The following is a 22,242-nucleotide window of genomic DNA, read 5'->3' on the forward strand; positions in this document are numbered from 1 at the left end:
TTTTAGTGGCTTTTCGTTTTTGCAAATTTTTTATCTTCTTTCAACCCTATTAAAAACAACCTGATAACATTTTGTTACATTATTTAAGTAAATGTTAGCTCTGTCCTGCCGTTGAAAAGCCATACCTTTTCAATAATGAGCAATTTATGATCACCTTTTTTCGCCGTGCGGGTCTGGGCGCAAAGCTATCGCTTCTTACCGGCGTGAGTGTCGCCACGCTGTTTCTGCTTTTCACTTTTCTGCTCAGCCATAAAGCCAGCCAGCAGCTTGAAGCCCTTGCGGTAGAAGACCTGCATAACCAGTCCACCGGTATGGTTGATATGGTACAGATGTTTAACACCAGTCTGAGCGAAGAGGTCGAGAGCTATACCCGGCTGTTCACCACCTTTTTACCGCAGCCTTTGAGCGTCGACAGCAGTCAACTCCAGACCATTAACGGGCTTAGCGTTCCCCTTCTGAAAGGGGGTGAAACAGGCCTGCATGAAAACAATGCACTTTCTGACGACTTCCTGACGCGTACAGGGGCAATCTCGACCCTGTTTGTGCGCAGCGGTAATGACTTTGTCCGTGTCGCCACCTCCCTGCGCAAAGAGAACGGCGATCGGGCAATGGGTACCGTTCTGGACACTGCCAGCCCGGCCTATGCGGCCGTCACTAAAGGCGAGGTCTATCGCGGTCTGGCGTTGCTGTTCGGTAAGCGCTATATCACCCAGTATCAGCCGTTCAAAAACGCAGAAGGCCAGGTCATTGGGATCATTTTTGTTGGTGTGGATATCACCCACTCCTGGAACGTGATGCGCGAAAAAATTCTCAATCGTCGTTTAGGTGACAGCGGACACTTCTTCGTGCTGGATCGCAGCAACGGTAAAACGCGCGGACAGTTCCTTTTCCACTCGAACCGGGAAGGCCAGCTTCCTGAGTGGGACAGCGCCACCCAGCAGCAGTTGCTGAGCAATACCCCGGGCACGCTGGAACGCGCAAGTGAGGATGGTCGCATACTGAAAATGGCCTATACGCCGCTGCCAGGCTGGAACTGGACCATTGTGGGGGAAGTGGATAAATCGGCGCTGCTCTCAAGCGTCACCACGATGCGGGATCGCTTCCTGCTGGCAGGCGTGGCGCTGTCAGTCCTGTTTGCCGCGCTGTTTGTCATCATCATTCGTCGCATGCTGACGCGTCCGCTGCGTAACGTCATTCACCTTGCCCGACAATATGCGGCAGGCGATCTGCGTGCCAGCCTGTCCGTTACCCGCCAGGATGAGGTTGGCCAGCTTATCGACGCCATCAACGGGATCGGCGGCGGTCTGCAAAAGATTGTCCTGCAGGTACGCGAGGCCGCAGGCGAGATCCATCTGGGCACTAACGCCCTGGCCTCTGATACCGGTGAGATCTCAGAGCAGATCAACAAACAGGCCAGTAGCGTTGAAGAGACCTCCGCGAGTATGGAACAACTCGCCGCAACCGTGCAGCAAAACGCGGCCAATATGGAACAGACGCAGCAGCTGGTGGGGGAAACCTCACGCGCGGTCCATCAGGGGGGCGAGACGGTGACGAACGCAGTCTCCACCATGGACGATATTCGCGACGCCTCAAAGCGCATCGAGGACATCACGCGCGTGATTGAGTCGATTGCTTTCCAGACTAACATTCTGGCGCTTAATGCAGCGGTTGAAGCAGCACGCGCCGGCGAACACGGAAAAGGGTTTGCTGTGGTCGCGCAGGAAGTGCGCGCCCTGGCGGCACGCAGCGCTAATGCGGTGAAAGAGATTGAGCAGTTGATTGGCGACACGCTGAACAAGGTGAGTGAAGGCCATGCGCTCTCAGAGCAGACGCGTCTGGCGATGGATGCCATCATCGCGCACATCGATAACATCAACCAACTGGTGACCGAGATTAACCATGCATCCCGCGAACAGTCGGCGGGGATCCGTCAGGTGAATCTGGCCATGACCCATATTGGTGAAGCCTCCCACATCAACGCCGATCGCGTCTCGCGCAGCGAGCAAACCGCACAATCACTGCGCGAGAAAGGGTCGCACCTCACTCAACTGGTGAGCCTGTTCCAGCTTAAAAACTAGCCTACCCTGCCCGTGGCGCGTAGCAGAAGATCGCTTTGAACCTGCTCTGTCATCAGCGTGCCGCCACGGGTATCCAGCATCATGCGGCACCACGCCTGCGCGACGGGCGGAGAGGCGTGCCGCAGCATCTGGCTTCCGGCGCCCAGCAGGAATAGCTGATGCGCAATCTCCCGCCCCTGCGCCTCCTGCGGTTTACGCAGTTTTTGCTGCAACTGCCGCCAGCTGCGATCGAAGTGTCTGTCCTGACCTTTCACCTGCGCAAAATCCTCTGCCAGCAGATCGAACATACCCGGCTGCTTCGCCAGAACGCGCAGAACATCCAGACACATGATGTTCCCTGAGCCTTCCCAGATGCTGTTCACCGGCATCTCGCGATACAGACGGGGGAGTTCACTCTCCTCGCAGTACCCGATGCCGCCCAACACCTCCATCGCCTCTGCCACGAACGGGATACCCGCTTTGCAGACGCTGAATTTCGCGGCTGGTGTGAAAAGCCGCGCCCAGGCCGCCTCCTGCGGATCGGCGCGTTTATCCCACGCCCGGGCAAGACGAAACAGCAGCGCCGTTTGCCCCTCCAGCACCAGCGCCATGCGGCTCAGGACGTCGCGCATCAGCGGCTGATCGATGAGGTTTTTTCCAAACGTCTGCCGCTGATGGGCGTAGTACAGCGCCACGGATAATGCCCGACGCATCAACCCATGGCTGCCCAGAGCGCAGTCAAAACGCGTTAACCCGCCCATGCGGAGGATCTGTCGTACCCCTTCCCCCTCTTCCCCTAACAGCCAGCCGGACGCATCCAGAAACTCCGCTTCACTGCTGGCGTTAGAGCGGTTGCCGAGCTTGTCTTTCAGCCGCTCCAGGCGCACGGCGTTGCGCTGCCCGTCAGGCAAAAAGCGAGGAACAAAAAAGCAGGACAACCCGCCTTTCGCCTGTGCCAGCACCAGATGCGCATCGCTTTGTGGCACAGAGAAAAACCACTTATGACCCACCAGCCGGTAGCTGCCGTCGCTGCACTTTTCTGCTTTGGTAGTGTTGCTGAGCACGTCCGAGCCGCCCTGTTTTTCCGTCATCCCCATGCCGATCAGCAGGCCGCGCTTTTGGGCTCCAGGGGCAAGGTGAGGATCATAACGATCGCTCAGTAGCGGCGTGAGCCAGTTCTGGTAAGGTTCAGGGAGCGCCTGTTGCAGCAGCGGCGTGGCGGCAAACGTCATGGTCACGGGGCACAGCGTTCCGGCCTCAACCTGAGCATGCAACACGAAGCGCGCGGCGCGAGCGACAAAGGAGCCTTTACGCGCCTCCTCTTCCCACGCCAGGTTATGCACCCGGTTAGCGCACAGCCCCTGCATCAGAAGATGCCAGGCGGGGTGAAAACGGACATCATCCAGCCGCTCACCGGTGGGGTCATAGCGAAGTAACTCCGGCGGATTGACGTTCGCCAGCCTGCCAAGCTCCAGCGACTCCGCCGTACCTAACTGCTGGCCGATACTAGCCAGCAACTCGCTATCCCACTCCGCGCCTTCGCGGGCCACCGCGTCACGCAGGGCACAATCAGAGAGAAAAAGGTTGCTGTTCGAAAGCGGTGCGGGTTGGTTAAAAACGGTATGTGTTTGCCAGTGCATGCTGTCTCCCTCCTTCAGTGGCAATGAAGATAAGTATGGACAGACCCTGTGCACGCTGCATGGGAGTAAGGTCACACGGTAGCGATCCCGCTGATATCATTCGTGAAATAGCTCACAGAACATAAGAATAAACTATTTCATCACTTCACTTTTATTGAATAATTTATTCTTACCCCTTTCAGTGAGGAAAGTTATGCAACCGAATGCGCATAAGCGTGCGTTAATTGCAGGCTCCATTGGTAATTTCATCGAGTGGTATGAGTTTGCGGTCTACGGCTTTCTGGCCACCGTGATTGCGAAAAACTTCTTCCAGCTTGAAGGCGAGTCGGGGCTGACCAGCCTAATCCTCACCTACGCCTCGTTTGCCATCGCTTTCTTTTTCCGCCCACTGGGGGCGGTGGTATTTGGCCGCATCGGCGACCGGATTGGCCGCAAACCGACGCTGATTATTGTGCTGGTGCTGATGACGCTCGCCACCGCCGCCATCGGTGTTGTGCCAGTCTATGCCAGCATCGGTATCGCTGCGCCGCTGATCGTTACGTTGCTGCGCATCCTGCAGGGATTGTTCGCGGGGGGTGAGTACGGTGGTGCGGTTTCCTTGATGACGGAATTTGCACCACGCGGTAAACGTGGTCTGTATGGCGCATGGCAATCGTTCACGGTGGCGCTGGGGCTATTAGCGGGCGCGGGTATTGTCGCCTTGCTTTCTGCCTTACTGACACCGGAAGCCCTGCACGACTGGGGCTGGCGTATCCCATTTTTCCTGGCCCTGCCTATGGGGGTGGTGGCGCTCTGGTTGCGGGTGAGTATGGAAGAGACGCCGAGCTTCATGCAGCAGCAGGAAAAACCGCTGATCGCGCAGGCCAGTACCGTCGCCACAATTAAAGCGATCGTGATGGGAATTGGCCGGGTGATGGTCTGGTCGGCGGCGGGATATACCTATCTGGTGATTATGCCGACCTATCTGCAATCGGCACTGCATACCGGATTTAACCAGGCACTGTTGATAGCCGTGATTTCGAATGTCGGCTTTGCGCTCACCATTATTCCGTCGGGGATCCTGAGCGACAGGATTGGCCGCCGCACGGTGATGATTATCGCCACCGCGTTACTGCTGATCCTCGCCCTGCCGCTGCTGAAAATTCTGCAGGCGGAGTCCAGTACCCTCGCGTTAAAAGCGATCGTGGTATTGATAGCTGGCGGTCTGGTGGGCATGCTGGCAGGTCCAGGGCCGGCAATGCTCTCAGAGATGTTCCCGACGCGTGTACGCTATACCGGGCTTGGTCTGGCGTATTCCTTGTCGAATGCCATTTTCTCGGGGTGTGCGGGGCTTATTATTACCGGGTTGATTAAGGAGACGGGAAACCTCGACATTCCGGCATATTACGTCATGGCGACGGCGGTGGTGAGTATTGTGGTGCTGATGACGCTCAGGAAGGATGACCATTTGCGGGCGTTGGAGGAGTAAGGTTATCACCGTCTGGTGCCCTCACCCACCGGGAGAGAGATAAAACACAAAAGGCCGTCCACAGGACGGCCTTGCTGTTTATTCGCCGCGCTGACGTACCGCTTCAAACAGGCAAATACCCGTTGCAACAGAAACGTTCAGAGACGACACGCTGCCCGCCATCGGGATGCTGATCAGCTCGTCGCAGTGCTCACGCGTCAGGCGACGCATGCCTTCACCTTCCGCACCCATTACCAGCGCCAGACGGCCGGTCATTTTGCTCTGATACAGAGTATGATCCGCTTCACCGGCGGTACCGACGATCCAGATATTCTCTTCCTGCAGCATACGCATGGTGCGCGCCAGGTTGGTGACGCGGATCAGCGGAACGTTTTCCGCTGCACCGCAGGCCACTTTCTTCGCCGTTGCGTTCAGTTGTGCAGAACGATCTTTCGGTACGATCACCGCGTGCACGCCCGCCGCATCGGCGCTGCGCAGGCACGCGCCGAGGTTGTGCGGATCGGTCACGCCATCAAGGATCAGGAAGAACGGGTTATCCAGTGCGGCGATCAGATCCGGCAGATCGTTTTCCTGATACTGACGGCCTGGCTTCACGCGGGCAATAATCCCCTGGTGAACCGCGCCTTCACTTTTCTCATCCAGGAACTGGCGGTTGGCCAGCTGGATCACCACGCCCTGTGCTTCCAGTGCGTGGATCAGCGGCATCAGACGTTTGTCTTCACGCCCTTTCAGAATGAACACTTCCTGAAAACGCTCCGGTGCGCGCTCCAGCAGGGCCTGCACCGCGTGGATGCCGTAAATCATTTCACTCATTGATGATTCTCATAATAGGTATTTCCCCCTCTCCCCAGTGGGGAGAGGGTCAGGGTGAGGGGAGAATTTACTCCGCCTGCTGTTTCTTCGCTGCGCGCTTCGCTTTGGTCGCAGCAGCAATTTTTTGTGTTTTCGCGGACGGCTTTTTCGCCTTGCGAGCCTCTTTCTTCGCCGCTTTTGGCTTCTGCTTTTTCTCACCGCGGAAGGCGCTGTCTGGCTCGAAGTTCACTTTCTTACCCGCCTGACGACGTTTGCCGCTCGCGTTGCCGTTACCGCCTTTTTTCGCCTTCTCACGCGCGGTTTTACCTACGTTACGTGGCGCGCGCTCGCTGGAGATCAGACTGAAGTCAATCTTACGCTCGTCCATGTTGACGGCTTCGACTTTGACCTCCACCCGATCGCCAAGGCGATAGGTCTGTCCACCCGATTCACCAATCAGGCGCTGTCCAACCTGGTCGAAACGGTAATAGTCGTTATCGAGGCTGGAGACATGCACCAGACCGTCGATAAACAGCTCGTCAAGGCGAACAAAGAAACCAAACCCGGTCACGCTGGCGATAACACCTTTGAAAATGTTACCGACCTGATCCAGCATAAAGTCGCATTTCAGCCAGTCAGAGACTTCGCGCGTCGCTTCATCGGCACGGCGTTCGGTCATGGAACAGTGCTGGCCAAGCTGCAGCATCTCTTCCATTGAATAGTGGTACCCGCCGGTTTCAGTCGTGTTCCCTTTATGGCCCTGCTCCTGCGCCAGCAGATACTTGATCGCACGGTGCAAAGACAGGTCCGGATAACGGCGGATCGGCGATGTAAAGTGCGCGTAAGACTGCAGCGCCAGACCGAAGTGACCACGGTTTTCCGGATCGTAAATCGCCTGCTTCATGGAGCGCAGCAGCATAGTCTGCAGCATTTCTGCATCCGGACGATCGCCAATGGATTCCAGCAGCTCAGCATAATCGCGCGGCTCTGGCTTGTTACCGCCAGGCAGCTCCAGACCGAGTTCAGCCAGTACGGAGCGGAACGCAGTAATGGCTTCCGTCGACGGTTTATCGTGGATACGGAACAGCGCCGGCTCTTTAGCTTTCTCAACGAAACGTGCCGCCGAGATGTTCGCCAGGATCATACACTCTTCGATCAGCTTATGCGCATCGTTACGCTGGGTCTGTTCAATACGCTCAATGCGGCGTTCAGCGTTGAAAATGAACTTCGCCTCTTCGCTCTCAAACGAGATCCCGCCACGCTCTTCGCGCGCCTGATCCAGCGTTTTGTAGAGGTTATGCAACTCTTCGATGTGCTTCACCAGCGGCGCATACTGTTCACGCAGATCCTGATCGCCCTGCAGCATATGCCAGACCTTGGTGTAGGTCAGACGCGCATGGGAGCTCATTACCGCTTCGTAGAATTTATAACCGGTTAAGCGACCTTTACTGGAGATGGTCATCTCGCAAACCATACACAGGCGATCAACCTGCGGGTTCAGGGAACAGAGGCCGTTGGAGAGCACTTCCGGCAGCATCGGTACCACCTGAGACGGGAAGTAAACCGACGTACCACGGCTGCGCGCTTCGTTATCGAGCGGCGTATGGGGACGAACGTAATAGCTCACGTCGGCGATAGCAACCCACAGACGCCAGCCGCCGCCACGTTTTTTCTCGCAGTATACGGCGTCATCGAAGTCGCGGGCATCTTCACCATCAATGGTGACCAGCGGCAAACTGCGGAGATCCACGCGTCCCGCTTTGGACTCTTCCGGCACCTCTTCCTTCAGACCCACAATCTGCTCTTCAACCGCTTTTGGCCAGATGTAAGGGATCTCATGCGTACGCAGGGCCATATCAACAGCCATGCCGGTACCCATGTTATCGCCCAGCACTTCGACGATTTTACCTACCGCTTTGGTGCGACGCGTTGGACGCTGAGTAAGCTCCACTACTACCACAAAGCCCATGCGCGCGCCCATCACCTCTTCAGGCGGGATCAGGATATCGAAGCTCAGACGGCTGTCATCCGGTACCACAAAGCCTACACCGGCATCGGTAAAGTAGCGGCCAACGATCTGGCTGGTTTTTGGCACCAGCACGCGAACCACGCGTGCTTCGCGACGGCCTTTACGATCGGCACCCAGCGGCTGCGCCAGGATCTGGTCGCCGTGAATACACATCTTCATCTGTTCGGATGAGAGGTAGAGGTCGTCTTTGCGGCCCTCTACGCGCAAAAAACCGTAACCGTCGCGGTGACCAATGACGGTCCCTTTCAACAGGTCGAGGCGTTCTGGCAGCGCATAGCACTGGCGGCGGGTAAAGACCAGTTGCCCGTCGCGCTCCATGGCGCGCAGGCGGCGGCGAAGGGCTTCAGTTTGCTCTTCACCTTCAATGTTTAATTCAACAGCAAGTTCTTCACGATTGGCGGGTTTTTCGCGTTTTGTTAAGTGTTCAATGATGAACTCGCGGCTGGGGATAGGATTCGCGTATTTTTCAGCTTCGCGTTCCTGGAAAGGATCATGTGACATATCGGTTCCTCCGTTGTCAGCTCCGGTGGAAATTTTCTTCATTCCACCAGCAATAATTTATAAAGCGGTTGATTCTCTTCAACCAAATCGGCCAGCGTGTAGTTATCCAGTTCCTTAAGAAAACTTTGCACGGCCAGAGAAAGCGCCTGTTTCAGGCGACAAGCGGGTGTAATGTGGCAGAACTCGCTGCTGCAGTTCACCAGAGACAAAGGCTCCAGTTCACGCACCACATCCCCAATACGAATACTTTGCGCCGGTTTACCAAGACGGATCCCACCATTTTTCCCGCGGACGGCAGCAACGTATCCGGCACGACTAAGTTGATTGATTATTTTGACCATATGATTACGGGACACGCCGTAGACCTCTGTCACTTCAGAGATACTGGTCATTTTCCCATCGGGTAACGACGCCATGTAAATTAGCGCGCGTAAGCCGTAATCGGTGAAACTTGTTAACTGCACATCAACCTCAGGAAAAAAGGGAAAACGCGGTAAAACCGCAGAGATATTCATTAATGATGATAAACCAGCCAGATAGTTAGGGGCTAATTTATTTGACAGACGGGGCGAAAAAGCGGATATCCAGGAGCGGTCGCCGGATGGCGCTACGCTTATCCGGCCTACGGGTTTCCCCGCAGGCCAGCAGTCACGAAGATTATGCGTCGAACGGGTCGCGCAGGATCATCGTTTCAGTACGATCCGGGCCGGTAGAGATAATGTCGATCGGCACTTCGGTCAGTTCTTCAATGCGCTTGATGTAATCCAGCGCTGCCTGTGGCAGGCCGCTACGCTCTTTCACACCGAAAGTGGTCTCAGACCAGCCTGGCATGGTTTCGTAGATTGGCTCGATACCTTCCCAGTCGTCAGCAGCCAGCGGAGTGGTGGTCACTTCACGGCCATCTGGCATGCGGTAGCCGACGCAGATTTTCACCTCTTTCAGGCCGTCCAGGACGTCCAGTTTGGTCAGGCAGAAGCCAGACAGGGAGTTGATCTGCACTGCACGACGCACAGCCACTGCATCCAGCCAGCCGGTACGACGACGACGACCGGTGGTCGCGCCAAACTCGTTACCCTGCTTGCACAGGAACTCGCCGGTTTCATCAAACAGTTCGGTCGGGAATGGACCCGCACCCACGCGAGTGGAGTACGCTTTGATGATGCCCAGAACGTAATCCACATAACGTGGACCCAGGCCAGAGCCGGTCGCCACGCCACCTGCGGTGGTGTTAGAGGAGGTTACGTACGGATAGGTACCGTGGTCGATATCCAGCAGCGTACCCTGCGCACCTTCGAACATGACGAAATCGCCACGCTTGCGCGCCTGGTCCAGCAGATCGGACACATCAACTACCATGCCGGTCAGAATGTCTGCAATCGCCATGACATCATCCAGCACTTTCTGGTAGTCAACAGCGTCTGCTTTGTAGAAGTTCACCAGCTGGAAGTTGTGATATTCCATCACTTCTTTCAGTTTTTCAGCGAAGGTGGCTTTATCGAACAGGTCGCCCACGCGCAGACCGCGACGAGCCACTTTGTCTTCATAAGCCGGGCCGATACCACGACCGGTGGTGCCGATCGCTTTCGCGCCACGCGCTTTTTCACGCGCAACGTCCAGCGCCACGTGATAATCAAGGATCAGTGGGCAGGCTTCGGAGAGCAGCAGACGCTCGCGAACCGGGATACCACGGTCTTCCAGACCTTTCATCTCTTTCATCAGCGCAGCCGGAGACAGCACTACGCCGTTACCGATGATGCTGGTGACGTTTTCGCGGAGAATGCCTGATGGAATAAGATGGAGGACGGTTTTTTCACCGTTGATTACGAGAGTATGGCCTGCGTTGTGACCGCCCTGGTAGCGTACAACATATTTAGCCCGTTCAGTCAGAAGATCAACAATCTTCCCTTTACCTTCGTCACCCCATTGGGTGCCCAGTACGACGACGTTGTTACCCATTTTTTTCAAAATCACCGTTTGCTTAAAAATGGATTCTACCATCGCTTTTTCAGATATACAGCACTTTTTGACCCCAAAATATGCCAAAACCGATCACTTTTTGATCAGCCAATCGTTTTCCTCAACATGTAGTAGATAACAATGCCAGCAACCACAAGACCGCCGCCGAATCGGCGCAAAATATTATCCGGCAACTGGCTCAGGGTGGCGATCATGCGACGCCAGGCGCGCGGATAGAGCATCGGGCCCAGGCCTTCCAGGACTAAAACCAGCGCCAGTGCCAGCCAGATCGTTGAATTCATTTTTAATCCTTATAAAAGAAAACCACCGCTCCGTTAAGAGCGGTGGTTTGAATACTCAAACGAGACTGAGTTTATCGCGTTGCGTTAGTCGGCGTCTTCATATAACGGAAGAAATCGCTGTCCGGGCTGAGCACCATCACATCCTGATTGCTCTGGAAGCTATTCTCGTAAGCACGCAGGCTACGGATAAAGGCGTAGAAGTCTGGATCCTGGCTAAACGCATCGGCGAACAGTTTCGCGGCTTCCGCATCACCTTCACCACGCAGGATACGGCCCTGACGCTCAGATTCCGCCAGCGTCTTGGTCACTTCGTAGTCCGCGGCTGCACGCAGTTTTTCCGCTTCTTCCTGCCCCTGTGAACGGTGACGACGGGCTACCGCTTCACGCTCGGCGCGCATACGGTTGTAGATCGCCTCAGACACTTCAGCCGGCAGGTTGATCTGCTTAATACGCACATCCACCACTTCGATACCCAGCGCAGCCATACTGTTCGGGTTGATTACAGGCACTTTACCATTGGTTTCAGCCTGAACACGTTCCGCCGCTTTAGCAATTGCATCGTCCGCAGCTGGCGTTTCAACTTCGTCTTCCGTACCCGCGGTGCCGGAGTTCAGCGCATCGCGCACTTCCAGCGTCAGACGACCACGAGAGTCGGTCACGATGTCTTTCACATCCAGACGACCAATTTCAGAACGCAGACGGTCAGAGAATTTACGTTTCAACAGCACTTCCGCCTGAGAAACATCACCGCCGCCCGTTGCCAGGAAGTAACGGCTGAAATCACTGATACGCCACTTGATATAAGAGTCAACGATCAGGTCTTTCTTCTCTTTGGTCACGAAACGGTCGGCCTGGTTATCCATGGTCTGGATACGCGCATCAAGCGTCTTCACTGACTGGATAAAAGGAACCTTGAAGTGCAGACCCGGCTCATAAATCACCGGACGCTTGTCACTGTCACGGACGACGCTGCTGAACTGGAACTTAATCCCGCGCTCGCCCTCTTTCACCACAAAGATAGAGGTATAAAGTACGACCAGTACGATGACGATGATCGCAATAACTGACTTACGCATCCTTATTCCCCCTGACGCTGGTAGTCGTTACGCTGCGCGTTAGCACGGCGTTGGTCCATAATGTCACCATCGTTCGAAGAAGGCGTGGTTGTTGCGCTGGAGCTACCGGACGATGCAGGTGGCAGACGCAGCAGGTTATTCGCACCGCTGTTGTCTTTTGCTGCCGGTGCAGAACCGCCTTTCAGCATCTGATCCAGCGGCAGTACCATCAGGTTTCCACCTTTGCTGTCGTTAACCAGCACTTTACGTGTATGGCTCAGCACTTTTTCCATGGTTTCGATATAGAGACGCTCGCGGGTAATTTCCGGAGCCGCTTTATATTCCGGCAGGATTTTCGCGAAACGTGCCACTTCACCCTGCGCTTCCAGGATGGTCTGGGTCTTATACGCGCGTGCTTCTTCAAGAATACGCTGCGCCTGACCGTTAGCACGTGGCTGAACTTCGTTGGCGTACGCTTCCGCTTCACGGATGTACTGCTGTTCGTTCTCACGCGCGGCAATCGCGTCATCAAACGCGGCTTTCACCTCTTCCGGCGGACGAGCAGCCTGGAAGTTGACGTCCAGCAGGGTGATACCCATGTTGTACGGACGAATGGTCTCTTCCAGCTCACGCTGGGTATCGCTACGAATAACGGTACGACCTTCAGTCAGAATGCGGTCCATGGTGTATTTACCGATCACGCCACGCAAGGCGCTGTCGGTCGCCTGACGCAGGCTGTCATCGGCACTGGTCACGCTAAACAGATAACGTTCTGGGTCCGTAACACGATATTGCACGTTCATCTCAACGCGCACTACGTTCTCATCAGAGGTCAGCATCACGCCGGAAGCGGCCAGCTCACGCACCGACTCCACGTTCACAGCAGTGACGTCGTCAATGAAGGTCGGTTTCCAGTTCAGGCCCGGCTCAACCAGATGGCTGAACTTACCAAAACGGGTGACCACGCCGCGCTCGGCTTCTTTAATGGTGTAGAACCCGCTGGCAGCCCAGATGATGACCACGGCAGCGGCCACAATGCCCACGATGCGACCACCCATTTGCGGGCGCGGGCCCTGGGTAGAATTGCCACCCGAGCCAGACCCTTTTCCTCCACCAAGCCCACCAAGCTTCTTGCTTAGCTTGCGGAAGATATCATCCAGATCCGGCGGCCCCTGATCGCGACCACCTTTGTTGCCATTTCCCCCAGAGTTGCCGCCTTGATTATTGCTGCTTCCCCACGGGTCGCGGTCCTGTCCGTTATTACCGGGCTGATTCCACGCCATGTATATGCTCCATATTTGTTATGCAAGGGCGAATTATTCAGGCATCCCCTTTCCGATCAGACGATATAGTCGACCAGCGCAGGTTCTTGTTTACAGAGGCGACGCCAGTCAACGATCGGCATACGCACCTGCATCCCCACGCTGCCGTCATCCTCCATCCACTCTTTTTCTATCGCCTGAAGCTGATAAAACCGGCTGCGCAGCCTGCCTTCCTGTGGTGGCAGTCGCAGCGTGTGCTGGGCTACCTCACCGGAAAGACGTTCTGTCAAAGCCTGGAAAAGCAGTGGCACGCCAATACCGGTCTGGGCGGAAAGCCAGACCCGAATTGGTTTGTTCTCTTCATCACGATCGATACGCGGCTCAAAATCATCCAGCATGTCGATCTTGTTCATCACCAACAGCGTTGGGATCTCGTGGGCCTCGATCTCTTCGAGCACCACATTCACCGCGTCGATGTTTTCCTGCACGCGGACATCTGCAGCATCAATCACGTGCAGCAGCAGGGTCGCCTGACGCGTCTCCTGCAGGGTGGCTTTAAACGCGGCCACCAGATCATGCGGCAGGTGGCGGATAAACCCTACGGTATCCGCCAGCACGGTTTCACCCACATCCGCCACGTCGATACGACGCAACGTTGGGTCCAGGGTCGCAAACAGCTGGTCTGCGGCATAGACCTGGGCCTCGGTAATCTGGTTAAACAGGGTGGATTTACCGGCGTTGGTATACCCCACCAGCGACACCGTCGGGATGTCGGCTTTCGTACGCGCCCGACGTCCCTGCTCACGCTGTTTCTCGACTCTTTCCAGACGAGAGAGGATCTGAGTAATACGGCCGCGCAGCAAACGGCGGTCGGTTTCGAGCTGGGTTTCACCCGGACCGCGCAAACCAATCCCGCCTTTTTGTCGTTCAAGGTGGGTCCAGCCACGTACAAGACGCGTGGCCAGATGGCGCAGCTGCGCCAGCTCAACCTGCAGCTTACCCTCGTGGGTACGTGCACGCTGAGCAAAAATATCTAAAATCAACCCCGTGCGATCGATAACACGGCATTCGCAAAGCGCTTCCAGGTTACGCTCCTGAGCCGGAGACAGCGCATGATCAAACAACACGACTGACGCACCGGTTGCTTTTACGGCATCCGCAATTTCTACTGCTTTACCTTCACCAACAAAATACTTTGGGTGCGGCGCTTTACGGCTACCGGTAATCACCTGCATTGCTTCGACACCGGCGGAAGAGACCAGAGATTCAAACTCCTGGAGGTCTTCCATATCTTTGTCTTGCGAAAAATAGATGTGTACCAGCACCGCCTGCTCACCGGCATCATAACGGTCAAACAAGCGTAAAACCCTCTAAAAATATCAGCGGGGAACGCAGGATCCCTGGCTCCCCGTGTGGATAACAGTGCGAAACCTTATTCGGTCTCGTCGCTGTCCTGCGCAGGAGCAGAAGAACCCTGCGCGTTGCTGCCATGATGGTAGTTACTACCAGTGCCGCCGCCAGCGTTATTGCTGTGATGAGATACCGGACGGGACGGAACAACAGTAGAAATAGCGTGCTTGTAGACCATCTGGCTGACCGTGTTTTTCAACAGGATCACGAACTGATCGAAAGACTCAATCTGACCTTGCAGCTTAATACCATTCACCAAATAAATAGAAACTGGAACACGTTCCCGACGCAATGCGTTCAGGAACGGATCTTGTAAAGATTGCCCCTTAGCCATTCTATCTTTTCCTTATATGCTTGTTTTGTACTTAGAACCTTGCGATTCTGAAAAATTGCGCACGATACGTCTCAATTGTACACATTCAGTGAGCGATATCACCAATAACCTCAATCACTTCGTTTAGCGCCTGTTGCGGTTTTTCGCTGTCTAACCAGTGAACCCCTTCCCAACCGCGCAACCAGGTGATCTGGCGCTTCGCTAACTGTCTCGTGGCGCAAACACCTCTATAAACCATTTCATCATATGAAATCTCGCCTTCAAGATATGACCACATCTGGCGGTATCCCACACAACGAACGGAAGGCATGTCCGTATGCAAATCTCCACGGGCAAATAACGCCCGCACTTCTGCTTCAAAATCTGAAGCCAACATCTGATGAAAACGCTGCTCAATTCGTTGATGGAGCAGTTCACGGCTCGCCGGGGCGATAGCGAACTGATGCACCTGATACGGCAGAGCGTCTCCTGACGTTTGCGTCAGTTCCGTTAAAGTTTTACCCGAAATGAAAAAAACTTCCAGTGCCCGGGAAAGCCTTTGCGGATCATTTGGATGGATCCGTGCTGCGGCAACCGGGTCAATCTCTGCCAGTTGCTGATGCAAAACGTCCCATCCCTGCTCTGCCGCCTGCTGTTCAATTTTTGCTCTTATTTCAGGGTCCGCCGATGGCAGAGGAGAGAGCCCCTCCAGCAACGCCTTGAAATAGAGCATGGTGCCGCCAACCAACAGCGGTATACGTCCCGCCGCCGTTATCTCGGCCATCTCGGCTAAGGCATCGCGGCGAAAATCCGCTGCGGAGTAGGCCTGCGCCGGGTCGAGAATGTCCAGCAAACGATGCGGAGCCGCGCGCAGTTCGGCTGCGTCGGGCTTCGCCGTGCCAATGTCCATTCCTCGGTAGATGAGGGCAGAATCGACACTAATCAACTCTACGGGCAAAACTTTACGTAGCTCAATGGCTAACGCCGTTTTGCCGGAGGCCGTAGGGCCCATCAAAAAAATCGCCTTAGGCAGGCTCGCCTTACTGACATCAATCATCTTTAAGGGCAGTCATCGCCGTTTGTAAATCAACAGGTTGTAATAATCCACCCGGCGGTGCTTTCACCAGATGCGGGCAAAGGCGTTCCACCTCTGCCAGCACGCTAATCGCCTGTGCCATACTCCACGGCGTATGTTCGCTGGCCAAATGGCGGGCGATCCACTGCGCGGTGTTGGCGGCATCAAACGTTGTTTGTTGCGCCAGGTAGCCTATCAGTTCAGGAATCAAGTTTTGTAAATTTTGTTGGCGTAAGGGTAAAGGCACTGCGCGAATTGTCACATGCTGTGATTCCAGTACCATTTCAATCCCCATCTGCGCCAGTTGGGCCTCTGCGCGCTGCAGTACCCTTGTTTCTTCAGTGGATATTTTTAGTCGAACCGGGATCAAAAGCGGTTGCGCACAAGCCGCGTTTTCTCCCGGGGTCAGCTGCACCTGTTTTAGCCAGCGTTCAGCAACCGGCAGGGCCAGGAGCATGAGCTTGCCCTCGCGTTCGAGTAACGCCATATCCGGCGCAATAATCGTCAGCACCCGGCCAAAGCTCTGACTATGCCCTTCCAGCGAAGGCGCTTGTACCTCACTGTGCTCTTTACGCGTGACTGCGGGGGTTTCCAGCAGTTTACGGTACAACGCCCCCTGCTGCTTTTGATAGCCGGGCTGAGCGTTGGGATAGTTCGCACCGGTGGGTCGCGGCGCGCTTCCTGCCGACGAGAAACGTGGCGCTTCCGGTTCACGCGCGACAGCGGGCTCGGCAAAATGGTTACGCCCCGCCGCAACACGGTTTTCCGGTATTGGACGCGAAGCGGGCTCTTCTTTTTCCAGCGGCAGCGTGGGTTCAACCTGCTGCTGCAAAACGCTCAGCACGCCCTGATAGATGAAATCGTGCACCAGTCGCGACTGATGGAACCGAACTTCATGCTTGGCAGGATGGACGTTAACATCAACCTGATGCGGGTCGATTTCCAGATAAAGCACAAACGCAGGCTGCTGATCCGCGCCGAGCTTATCTTCACAGGCCTGACGAATGGCGTGGTTGATCAGACGGTCGCGCATCATGCGGCCGTTAACGTAGCAATACTGGATCTCCGCGAAGGCGGCGCTGCTGGCGTTCGGGTCGGCAACCCAACCGCGTAAGGCCAAATCACCGTGCTGCCATTCAATGGCCAGCGCCTGTTCCAGAAACGGCGTACCGCAGATTGCCCCCAGACGACGCTCTTTCTGCCCGCCCTCCGCTACTGCGCGGTACTGGCGCATCACCTTGCCGTTGTGGCTGAGGTTGATGGTGACATCGAAACGCGCCAGCGCGATACGGCGGATAATCTCATCGATATGACCGAATTCGGTCTTCTCGGTGCGCATAAACTTACGGCGGGCGGGAGTGTTGTAGAAGAGATCCAATACTTCGAGCGTCGTGCCAACAGGATGCGCCGCAGGTTTAATCGTGACGTCCATATCGCGCCCTTCGGCATAGGCCTGCCAGGCTTCCTGCTGTTCGGCCGTACGGGAGGTTAGCGTTAAACGGGAAACCGAGCTGATACTGGCCAGCGCCTCGCCGCGAAACCCGAGGCTGATGATCGCTTCCAGGTCGTCCAGAGAGGCGATTTTACTGGTCGCGTGACGCGCCAGCGCCAGCGCCAGCTCCTCTTTTTTGATACCGCACCCGTTGTCCCGAATGCGAATCAGCTTTGCGCCACCACGTTCGATATCAATATCGATGCGGGTAGCTCCCGCATCAAGACTGTTTTCGACCAGCTCCTTCACCACCGACGCAGGGCGCTCCACCACCTCACCGGCGGCGATTTGGTTCGCAAGCTGCGGCGGTAGAACCTGAATCGGCATGAATTCTCCTTAGTTGGTCGCGGTCATCTCACCCGGCAGCACGGCGCTGGCCGTCTGGGCTGCACCGCCCTGCGGCGCAGACTGCAGCGGATGAGCCTCAAAATATTTACGCAGACCGTTATAAATCGCTTCGGCAATTTGCTGCTGATAGCTGTCGCTGCCCAGCAAACGCTCTTCGCTGTTATTACTGATGAAGCCCGTTTCCACGAGGATCGATGGAATGTCCGGCGAACGCAGAACCCCAAGGCTCGCATGCTCCGGACGGCGTTTATGCAATGCCCCGATGCCTTGCAGCTGATTCAGTACGTTGGTGGCGACATCATACCCGACGCGCTGAGAATGACCGAACTGTAAATCGAGCACCGCCTGGCTGAGATACGGGTCAGACTGGCTGTTGGCCAGCACATCGCCCGCACCACCCAACAGTTCGGACTGCTTCTCATGCTCTTCAAGCCAGTTAGCCATTTCACTGTTCGCCCGACGGTTTGACAGCACCCACACCGATGCCCCTGTGGCGTTACGGTTTGGCGCGGCATCCGCATGAATGGAGACCAGGAAGTTAGCATTTTGCTTACGCGCCACGTCTGAGCGTCCCATAACGGAGATAAAGTAATCGCCGTCACGGGTCAATACGCCTTTAAACATCGGGTCATCGTTCAACAGCGTCCGTAGCTTACGGGCAATGGCGATGGTCACGTTTTTCTCGCGCGTACCACCTGGACCAATTGCACCCGGATCCTGCCCGCCATGACCGGCATCAATGGCGATAATCACTTTATCACCGCTGACCACACGACGCGCGCTGGCCGCCGGGCGTGTCACGGTATTACTGCTGGTGACGCCGGTGATGCGATCGTTGTCGGTTTTAAACGGATTACGCGCAGGTTCAGACGGGCGCGGGGTGTAAACCGGCTCTTCCACCCGTTTCGCCACAACCGGCGGCGGTGGCGGTGGCGGAGGCGCATCGGCATTGATGGTAAAGACCACCGTATAATTCGCGCCGTTTTGCTGCTTCACCGCCCGCGTTTTACCCTTTTCGGTCAGATCGACCACCAGGCGCAATGACTGACTGTCTTTTGGCGTACCGGAACGAATACTTTTGACCAGGTTGTTACCGCTGAACTGCAAGGGCAACCCCTGGATCACACCCGTCTGTTTGATATCCAGCGCCACGCTGCGGCTGTCTGGTTGAGAAAAAGCATATTCAGGGTCGCCCATAAAACTGAACGTGATTCGGGCCTGGCTCTCCCCGTTAGACACCTGAATATCCGAGAGGCTTGCCGCACCAGCCTGCGCGCACAGCAGCACTGTGGCAGCCAATAACCAACCTTTAACGTGATTTATCATCCCGTCATCCCTACGCTCAACCGGCTAAACGCGCCAGTAAGGAACTGCCTGATGAGGAAACAGCACTGATGCGCGCCTCACGCCCTTGTGCCTGGTAATCTAAGTGAATTTCGACATCCGGGTCAGGCAACACACCCGCACCTTGTTGCGGCCACTCCACCAGGCAGATGGCATCATTGGCAAAATAATCACGGATCCCCATAAATTCCAGCTCCTCAGGATCCGCAAGTCGGTATAAATCGAAGTGATACACCATGAGATTTTCAAGAGTGTACGGTTCTACCAGCGTGTAGGTTGGGCTTTTCACATTCCCGTTATGGCCTAACGCCTGCAAAAAACCCCGGCTGAAGGTGGTTTTACCCGCACCTAAATCACCATAAAGATAAATGACAGTCGCCCCCTGACAGGCCTGCGCCACGCGCTTGCCGAGTTCTAAAGTGGCTTGTTCATCAGGTAAAGGAATCGCTCGATTAGTCATTTTCTACGTCAATCACATCCGGGTTAACAACACGCCGCAGCGTGCAAAAAAGATCGGTGGCCAGCATACCGCGTGTGCCATACCGTGCAGCCAGGCTGTCAGCCGCCGCACCGTGAGCCACGCAGCCGGCACAGGCTGCATCATAAAGGGGAAGTTTCTGCCCGAGCAATGCGCCGATGATGCCTGAAAGCACATCGCCCATTCCGCCACTCGCCATGCCCGCATTTCCGGCATCAATAATGCCCAGTGCCTCATCGCTTGCGATGACGGTTCCCGCCCCTTTGAGAACGGCAACACCTCCGTAACGTTTTACCAGACGGCGAGCAGAAAGTAAGCGATCGCTTTCAATTTCTGCCACGCTGCAGTTAAGCAGCCGCGCGGCTTCGCCGGGGTGTGGCGTCAGGATGCGATTGTGACGCTTATCCGGGTTGATTGCCAGAAGGTTCAGCGCATCGGCATCCCAGAGCATCGGTTTACGAAAATTCTCGACCTTTTGCAGAGCCTGCTTACCCCAGGCCTGTTGCCCGAGTCCCGGGCCAATCACCACCACATCCGCCCACTCAAGACTCTCTTCAAGGGTCTGCGGCGTAAGCTCATGCACCATCAGCTCTGGTCGGGCCGTAATAATGGGCGGGATATTTTCACTGCGCGTCAGCACCCGGACCAGCCCCGCGCCGCTACGCAACGCAGCTTCCCCCGTCATCCGGATAGCGCCGGCCGTGCCGTGATCGCCGCCAATGATGACCAGCCTGCCGTGGTCGCCCTTGTGCGACGTTGGCCGACGCGGCGGCAGCCAGTGGCTAAGCTGAGTAGCATCAAAGCGGGAAAGGTGTGTCTCCTGCCCGGCAAGCCAGCTCTCCAGCCCCAGGGCGTTATGGTGCAACGAGCCCACCACATCCCTCGCTTTCCCGGTGAGTAACCCGGGCTTCAGGGCAATAAACGTGACGGTATGCGCGGCCTGGATCACCGCTCCTGGCGTCGCACCGGTTTCCGCCATCAGACCAGAGGGAATATCCAGTGCCACCACCGGCGCGGTATGGGCATTGGCGCGCGCAATCAGAGCGGCTACGTTATCACGGGGCGCACTACGTAACCCGGTGCCCAGCAGACCATCAACAATCAGATCAACATCCTCTGGCCAGACGATATCGGATGCATGAATCACTCCGCCTGCATTCAGCCAGGCTTCCCGCGCGGCGCTGGCTTCTTCCGGCAGCGGCTTATCGCTCTCCAGCGCCAGTAACGTAACGCGGAGACCTGCCGCGACCGCCAGCCGGGCGACAACGTAACCATCGCCGCCGTTATTGCCGTGTCCGCATAAAATGAGCCAGTGGCCGGATTGCGGATACGCACTACGAGCAATGTTGAATGCCGCCTCGCCCGCCCGTTGCATGAGCTCATAAAGGGTAATGCCAAGACTGTCTGCAGCCTCTTTTTCGGCGCGTCTGAGGTCATCCGCATGCCAGATGGAATGTGGTATACTTGCGGGGTTTTTCTTCACAGTATGGTCCGTCATGTCACAGCCCCTCGATCTCAATCAGTTAGCGCAAAAAATAAAACAGTGGGGTGCTGAACTGGGCTTCCAGAAGGTGGGGATCACCGACACCGATCTCTCCGCCAGCGAGCCAAAACTGCAGGCCTGGCTGGATAAACAATACCACGGCGAAATGGAGTGGATGGCGCGTCACGGCATGATGCGGGCCCGTCCACACGAGCTGTTGCCGGGTACGTTACGCGTTATCAGCGTACGCATGAATTATCTTCCCGCCAACGCGGCTTTTGCGCGTACGTTAAAAAATCCCTCTCTCGGTTACGTTAGCCGGTATGCCCTGGGGCGTGATTACCATAAGCTTCTGCGTAACCGACTAAAAAAACTCGGCGAAACTATTCAGCAGCACTGTGTTTCGCTGAATTTTAGACCGTTTGTCGACTCCGCGCCTGTTCTTGAGCGCCCTATCGCTGAAAAAGCCGGGCTTGGCTGGACTGGTAAGCACTCACTTATTCTGAGCCGCGACGCAGGATCGTTCTTTTTCCTTGGTGAACTGCTGATTGATTTACCGCTGCCGGTAGACGGCCCGGTAGAAGAAGGCTGTGGGCGCTGCGTGGCCTGTATGACTATCTGCCCAACCGGCGCTATCGTTGAGCCCTATACGGTGGATGCCCGACGCTGCATCTCTTACCTCACCATCGAACTGGAAGGGGCGATCCCTGAAGAATTCCGACCACTTATTGGCAATCGCATCTACGGCTGCGACGACTGCCAGTTAATTTGCCCGTGGAACCGTTATTCGCAGCTCACAGACGAAGAGGATTTTAGCCCGCGTAAGGCGCTGCATGCGCCACAGCTCATTGAACTGTTCGCCTGGAGTGAAGCCTGGTTCCTGAAAGTGACGGAAGGTTCGGCCATTCGCCGTATTGGCCATCTGCGCTGGCTGCGTAATGTCGCCGTTGCGCTGGGGAATGCCCCGTGGGATGAAGCGAATATCCGGGCGCTTGAGAGCCGTAGAGGTGAGCACCCACTTCTCGATGAACACATAGATTGGGCGATTGCGCAGCAAATCGAGAAGCGAAATGCCTGCGTGGTTGAGGTGCAACCACCGCAAAAACAACGCCTGGTGAGGGTGATAGAAAAAGGGCTTCCGCGGGATGCGTGAACTATTCACAGCCTGTGAATAAAATTACAAACTCAAGCAGCATCAGGGCTGGAGATGAGGTCAAGTGATCTCAATAACATTTTG

18 protein-coding genes are annotated in these 22,242 nt (G+C 55.9%); 3 read left to right on the forward strand and 15 right to left on the reverse strand.

Annotation, left to right across the window (positions count from 1 at the left end):
• The first annotated feature begins 146 nt into the window (after positions 1 to 146).
• A complete protein-coding gene (locus APU11_RS03560; protein WP_058650672.1) occupies positions 147 to 2,078 on the forward strand; it encodes a methyl-accepting chemotaxis protein in 1,932 nt (643 codons plus the stop codon).
• Here the strand turns inward: APU11_RS03560 and APU11_RS03565 are convergent.
• Positions 2,075 to 3,697 carry an isovaleryl-CoA dehydrogenase gene (locus tag APU11_RS03565; protein WP_058650673.1) on the reverse strand — a complete coding sequence of 541 codons (1,623 nt, stop codon included), beginning with the start codon at positions 3,695 to 3,697 and terminating at the stop codon, positions 2,075 to 2,077. The genes APU11_RS03560 and APU11_RS03565 overlap by 4 nt on opposite strands.
• A 193-nt stretch (positions 3,698 to 3,890) precedes the next feature.
• Here APU11_RS03565 and APU11_RS03570 point away from each other — a divergent pair, with 193 nt between their 5' ends.
• Positions 3,891 to 5,165: an MFS transporter gene (locus APU11_RS03570; RefSeq protein ID WP_058650674.1), complete on the forward strand. Its 1,275-nt coding sequence runs from the start codon at positions 3,891 to 3,893 to the stop codon at positions 5,163 to 5,165.
• 78 nt (positions 5,166 to 5,243) lie between these two features.
• On the opposite strand, the gene rlmB is transcribed toward APU11_RS03570, so the two are convergent.
• From rlmB to nnr, 14 genes are all read right to left on the reverse strand, one after another.
• Positions 5,244 to 5,978 (reverse strand): 23S rRNA (guanosine(2251)-2'-O)-methyltransferase RlmB, encoded by a 735-nt coding sequence (rlmB, locus tag APU11_RS03575; protein WP_013095294.1) that lies wholly within the window; start codon positions 5,976 to 5,978, stop codon positions 5,244 to 5,246.
• 67 nt (positions 5,979 to 6,045) lie between these two features.
• The gene (gene rnr, locus APU11_RS03580) at positions 6,046 to 8,487 is read right to left on the reverse strand and encodes a ribonuclease R (RefSeq protein WP_013095293.1); all 2,442 of its coding nucleotides are present in this window, start codon (positions 8,485 to 8,487) and stop codon (positions 6,046 to 6,048) included.
• 38 nt (positions 8,488 to 8,525) lie between these two features.
• Positions 8,526 to 8,951, reverse strand: a complete 426-nt coding sequence (gene nsrR / locus APU11_RS03585) for a nitric oxide-sensing transcriptional repressor NsrR (protein ID WP_014830384.1) — start codon at positions 8,949 to 8,951, stop codon at positions 8,526 to 8,528.
• A gap of 193 nt (positions 8,952 to 9,144) precedes the next feature.
• On the reverse strand, positions 9,145 to 10,443 hold the full coding sequence (locus tag APU11_RS03590; RefSeq protein ID WP_006178975.1) for an adenylosuccinate synthase: 1,299 nt from the start codon (positions 10,441 to 10,443) through the stop codon (positions 9,145 to 9,147).
• A gap of 104 nt (positions 10,444 to 10,547) precedes the next feature.
• Positions 10,548 to 10,745, reverse strand: a complete 198-nt coding sequence (locus APU11_RS03595; RefSeq protein ID WP_013095291.1) for a DUF2065 domain-containing protein — start codon at positions 10,743 to 10,745, stop codon at positions 10,548 to 10,550.
• Positions 10,746 to 10,816: 71 nt separating this feature from the next.
• A complete protein-coding gene (hflC, locus tag APU11_RS03600) occupies positions 10,817 to 11,821 on the reverse strand; it encodes a protease modulator HflC (RefSeq protein WP_013095290.1) in 1,005 nt (334 codons plus the stop codon).
• Positions 11,822 to 11,823: 2 nt separating this feature from the next.
• On the reverse strand, positions 11,824 to 13,083 hold the full coding sequence (gene hflK / locus APU11_RS03605) for an FtsH protease activity modulator HflK (RefSeq protein ID WP_013095289.1): 1,260 nt from the start codon (positions 13,081 to 13,083) through the stop codon (positions 11,824 to 11,826).
• 56 nt (positions 13,084 to 13,139) lie between these two features.
• Positions 13,140 to 14,420, reverse strand: a complete 1,281-nt coding sequence (gene hflX, locus APU11_RS03610) for a ribosome rescue GTPase HflX (protein ID WP_013095288.1) — start codon at positions 14,418 to 14,420, stop codon at positions 13,140 to 13,142.
• Between the two features lie 74 nt (positions 14,421 to 14,494).
• Positions 14,495 to 14,806, reverse strand: a complete 312-nt coding sequence (gene hfq / locus APU11_RS03615; protein ID WP_013095287.1) for an RNA chaperone Hfq — start codon at positions 14,804 to 14,806, stop codon at positions 14,495 to 14,497.
• 85 nt (positions 14,807 to 14,891) lie between these two features.
• The gene (gene miaA / locus APU11_RS03620) at positions 14,892 to 15,842 is read right to left on the reverse strand and encodes a tRNA (adenosine(37)-N6)-dimethylallyltransferase MiaA (protein WP_020688973.1); all 951 of its coding nucleotides are present in this window, start codon (positions 15,840 to 15,842) and stop codon (positions 14,892 to 14,894) included.
• The gene (gene mutL / locus APU11_RS03625; RefSeq protein ID WP_013095285.1) at positions 15,835 to 17,679 is read right to left on the reverse strand and encodes a DNA mismatch repair endonuclease MutL; all 1,845 of its coding nucleotides are present in this window, start codon (positions 17,677 to 17,679) and stop codon (positions 15,835 to 15,837) included. Before mutL ends, miaA begins: the two co-directional genes overlap by 8 nt.
• A 9-nt stretch (positions 17,680 to 17,688) precedes the next feature.
• On the reverse strand, positions 17,689 to 19,026 hold the full coding sequence (gene amiB / locus APU11_RS03630; RefSeq protein WP_038984057.1) for an N-acetylmuramoyl-L-alanine amidase AmiB: 1,338 nt from the start codon (positions 19,024 to 19,026) through the stop codon (positions 17,689 to 17,691).
• Positions 19,027 to 19,042: 16 nt separating this feature from the next.
• Positions 19,043 to 19,504, reverse strand: a complete 462-nt coding sequence (tsaE, locus tag APU11_RS03635) for a tRNA (adenosine(37)-N6)-threonylcarbamoyltransferase complex ATPase subunit type 1 TsaE (protein WP_013095283.1) — start codon at positions 19,502 to 19,504, stop codon at positions 19,043 to 19,045.
• Entirely contained in the window at positions 19,497 to 21,020 is a 1,524-nt protein-coding gene (gene nnr, locus APU11_RS03640; RefSeq protein WP_023619488.1) for a bifunctional ADP-dependent NAD(P)H-hydrate dehydratase/NAD(P)H-hydrate epimerase, read from the reverse strand. The genes tsaE and nnr overlap by 8 nt, the downstream gene beginning before the upstream one ends.
• On the opposite strand from nnr, the gene queG reads away from it, so the two are divergent.
• Positions 21,019 to 22,158 carry a tRNA epoxyqueuosine(34) reductase QueG gene (gene queG, locus APU11_RS03645; protein ID WP_058650675.1) on the forward strand — a complete coding sequence of 380 codons (1,140 nt, stop codon included), beginning with the start codon at positions 21,019 to 21,021 and terminating at the stop codon, positions 22,156 to 22,158. The genes nnr and queG overlap by 2 nt on opposite strands.
• The last annotated feature ends 84 nt before the right edge of the window (positions 22,159 to 22,242 follow it).

It is taken from the genome of Enterobacter sp. 50793107, assembly GCF_001463365.1.
GTDB classification, from domain to species: Bacteria; Pseudomonadota; Gammaproteobacteria; order Enterobacterales; family Enterobacteriaceae; genus Enterobacter; species Enterobacter cloacae.

What these genes read in the sequence shown, in the direction of transcription:
- rnr (WP_013095293.1), bottom strand. Translation starts at nt 8,487, where the DNA reads ATGTCACATGATCCTTTCCAGGAACGCGAAGCTGAAAAATACGCGAAT.
- APU11_RS03560 (WP_058650672.1), top strand. Translation starts at nt 147, where the DNA reads ATGATCACCTTTTTTCGCCGTGCGGGTCTGGGCGCAAAGCTATCGCTT.
- hfq (WP_013095287.1), bottom strand. Translation starts at nt 14,806, where the DNA reads ATGGCTAAGGGGCAATCTTTACAAGATCCGTTCCTGAACGCATTGCGT.
- hflC (WP_013095290.1), bottom strand. Translation starts at nt 11,821, where the DNA reads ATGCGTAAGTCAGTTATTGCGATCATCGTCATCGTACTGGTCGTACTT.
- nnr (WP_023619488.1), bottom strand. Translation starts at nt 21,020, where the DNA reads ATGACGGACCATACTGTGAAGAAAAACCCCGCAAGTATACCACATTCC.
- miaA (WP_020688973.1), bottom strand. Translation starts at nt 15,842, where the DNA reads ATGATTGATGTCAGTAAGGCGAGCCTGCCTAAGGCGATTTTTTTGATG.
- hflK (WP_013095289.1), bottom strand. Translation starts at nt 13,083, where the DNA reads ATGGCGTGGAATCAGCCCGGTAATAACGGACAGGACCGCGACCCGTGG.
- APU11_RS03565 (WP_058650673.1), bottom strand. Translation starts at nt 3,697, where the DNA reads ATGCACTGGCAAACACATACCGTTTTTAACCAACCCGCACCGCTTTCG.
- APU11_RS03590 (WP_006178975.1), bottom strand. Translation starts at nt 10,443, where the DNA reads ATGGGTAACAACGTCGTCGTACTGGGCACCCAATGGGGTGACGAAGGT.
- APU11_RS03570 (WP_058650674.1), top strand. Translation starts at nt 3,891, where the DNA reads ATGCAACCGAATGCGCATAAGCGTGCGTTAATTGCAGGCTCCATTGGT.
- mutL (WP_013095285.1), bottom strand. Translation starts at nt 17,679, where the DNA reads ATGCCGATTCAGGTTCTACCGCCGCAGCTTGCGAACCAAATCGCCGCC.
- amiB (WP_038984057.1), bottom strand. Translation starts at nt 19,026, where the DNA reads ATGATAAATCACGTTAAAGGTTGGTTATTGGCTGCCACAGTGCTGCTG.
- rlmB (WP_013095294.1), bottom strand. Translation starts at nt 5,978, where the DNA reads ATGAGTGAAATGATTTACGGCATCCACGCGGTGCAGGCCCTGCTGGAG.
- tsaE (WP_013095283.1), bottom strand. Translation starts at nt 19,504, where the DNA reads ATGACTAATCGAGCGATTCCTTTACCTGATGAACAAGCCACTTTAGAA.
- queG (WP_058650675.1), top strand. Translation starts at nt 21,019, where the DNA reads ATGTCACAGCCCCTCGATCTCAATCAGTTAGCGCAAAAAATAAAACAG.
- APU11_RS03595 (WP_013095291.1), bottom strand. Translation starts at nt 10,745, where the DNA reads ATGAATTCAACGATCTGGCTGGCACTGGCGCTGGTTTTAGTCCTGGAA.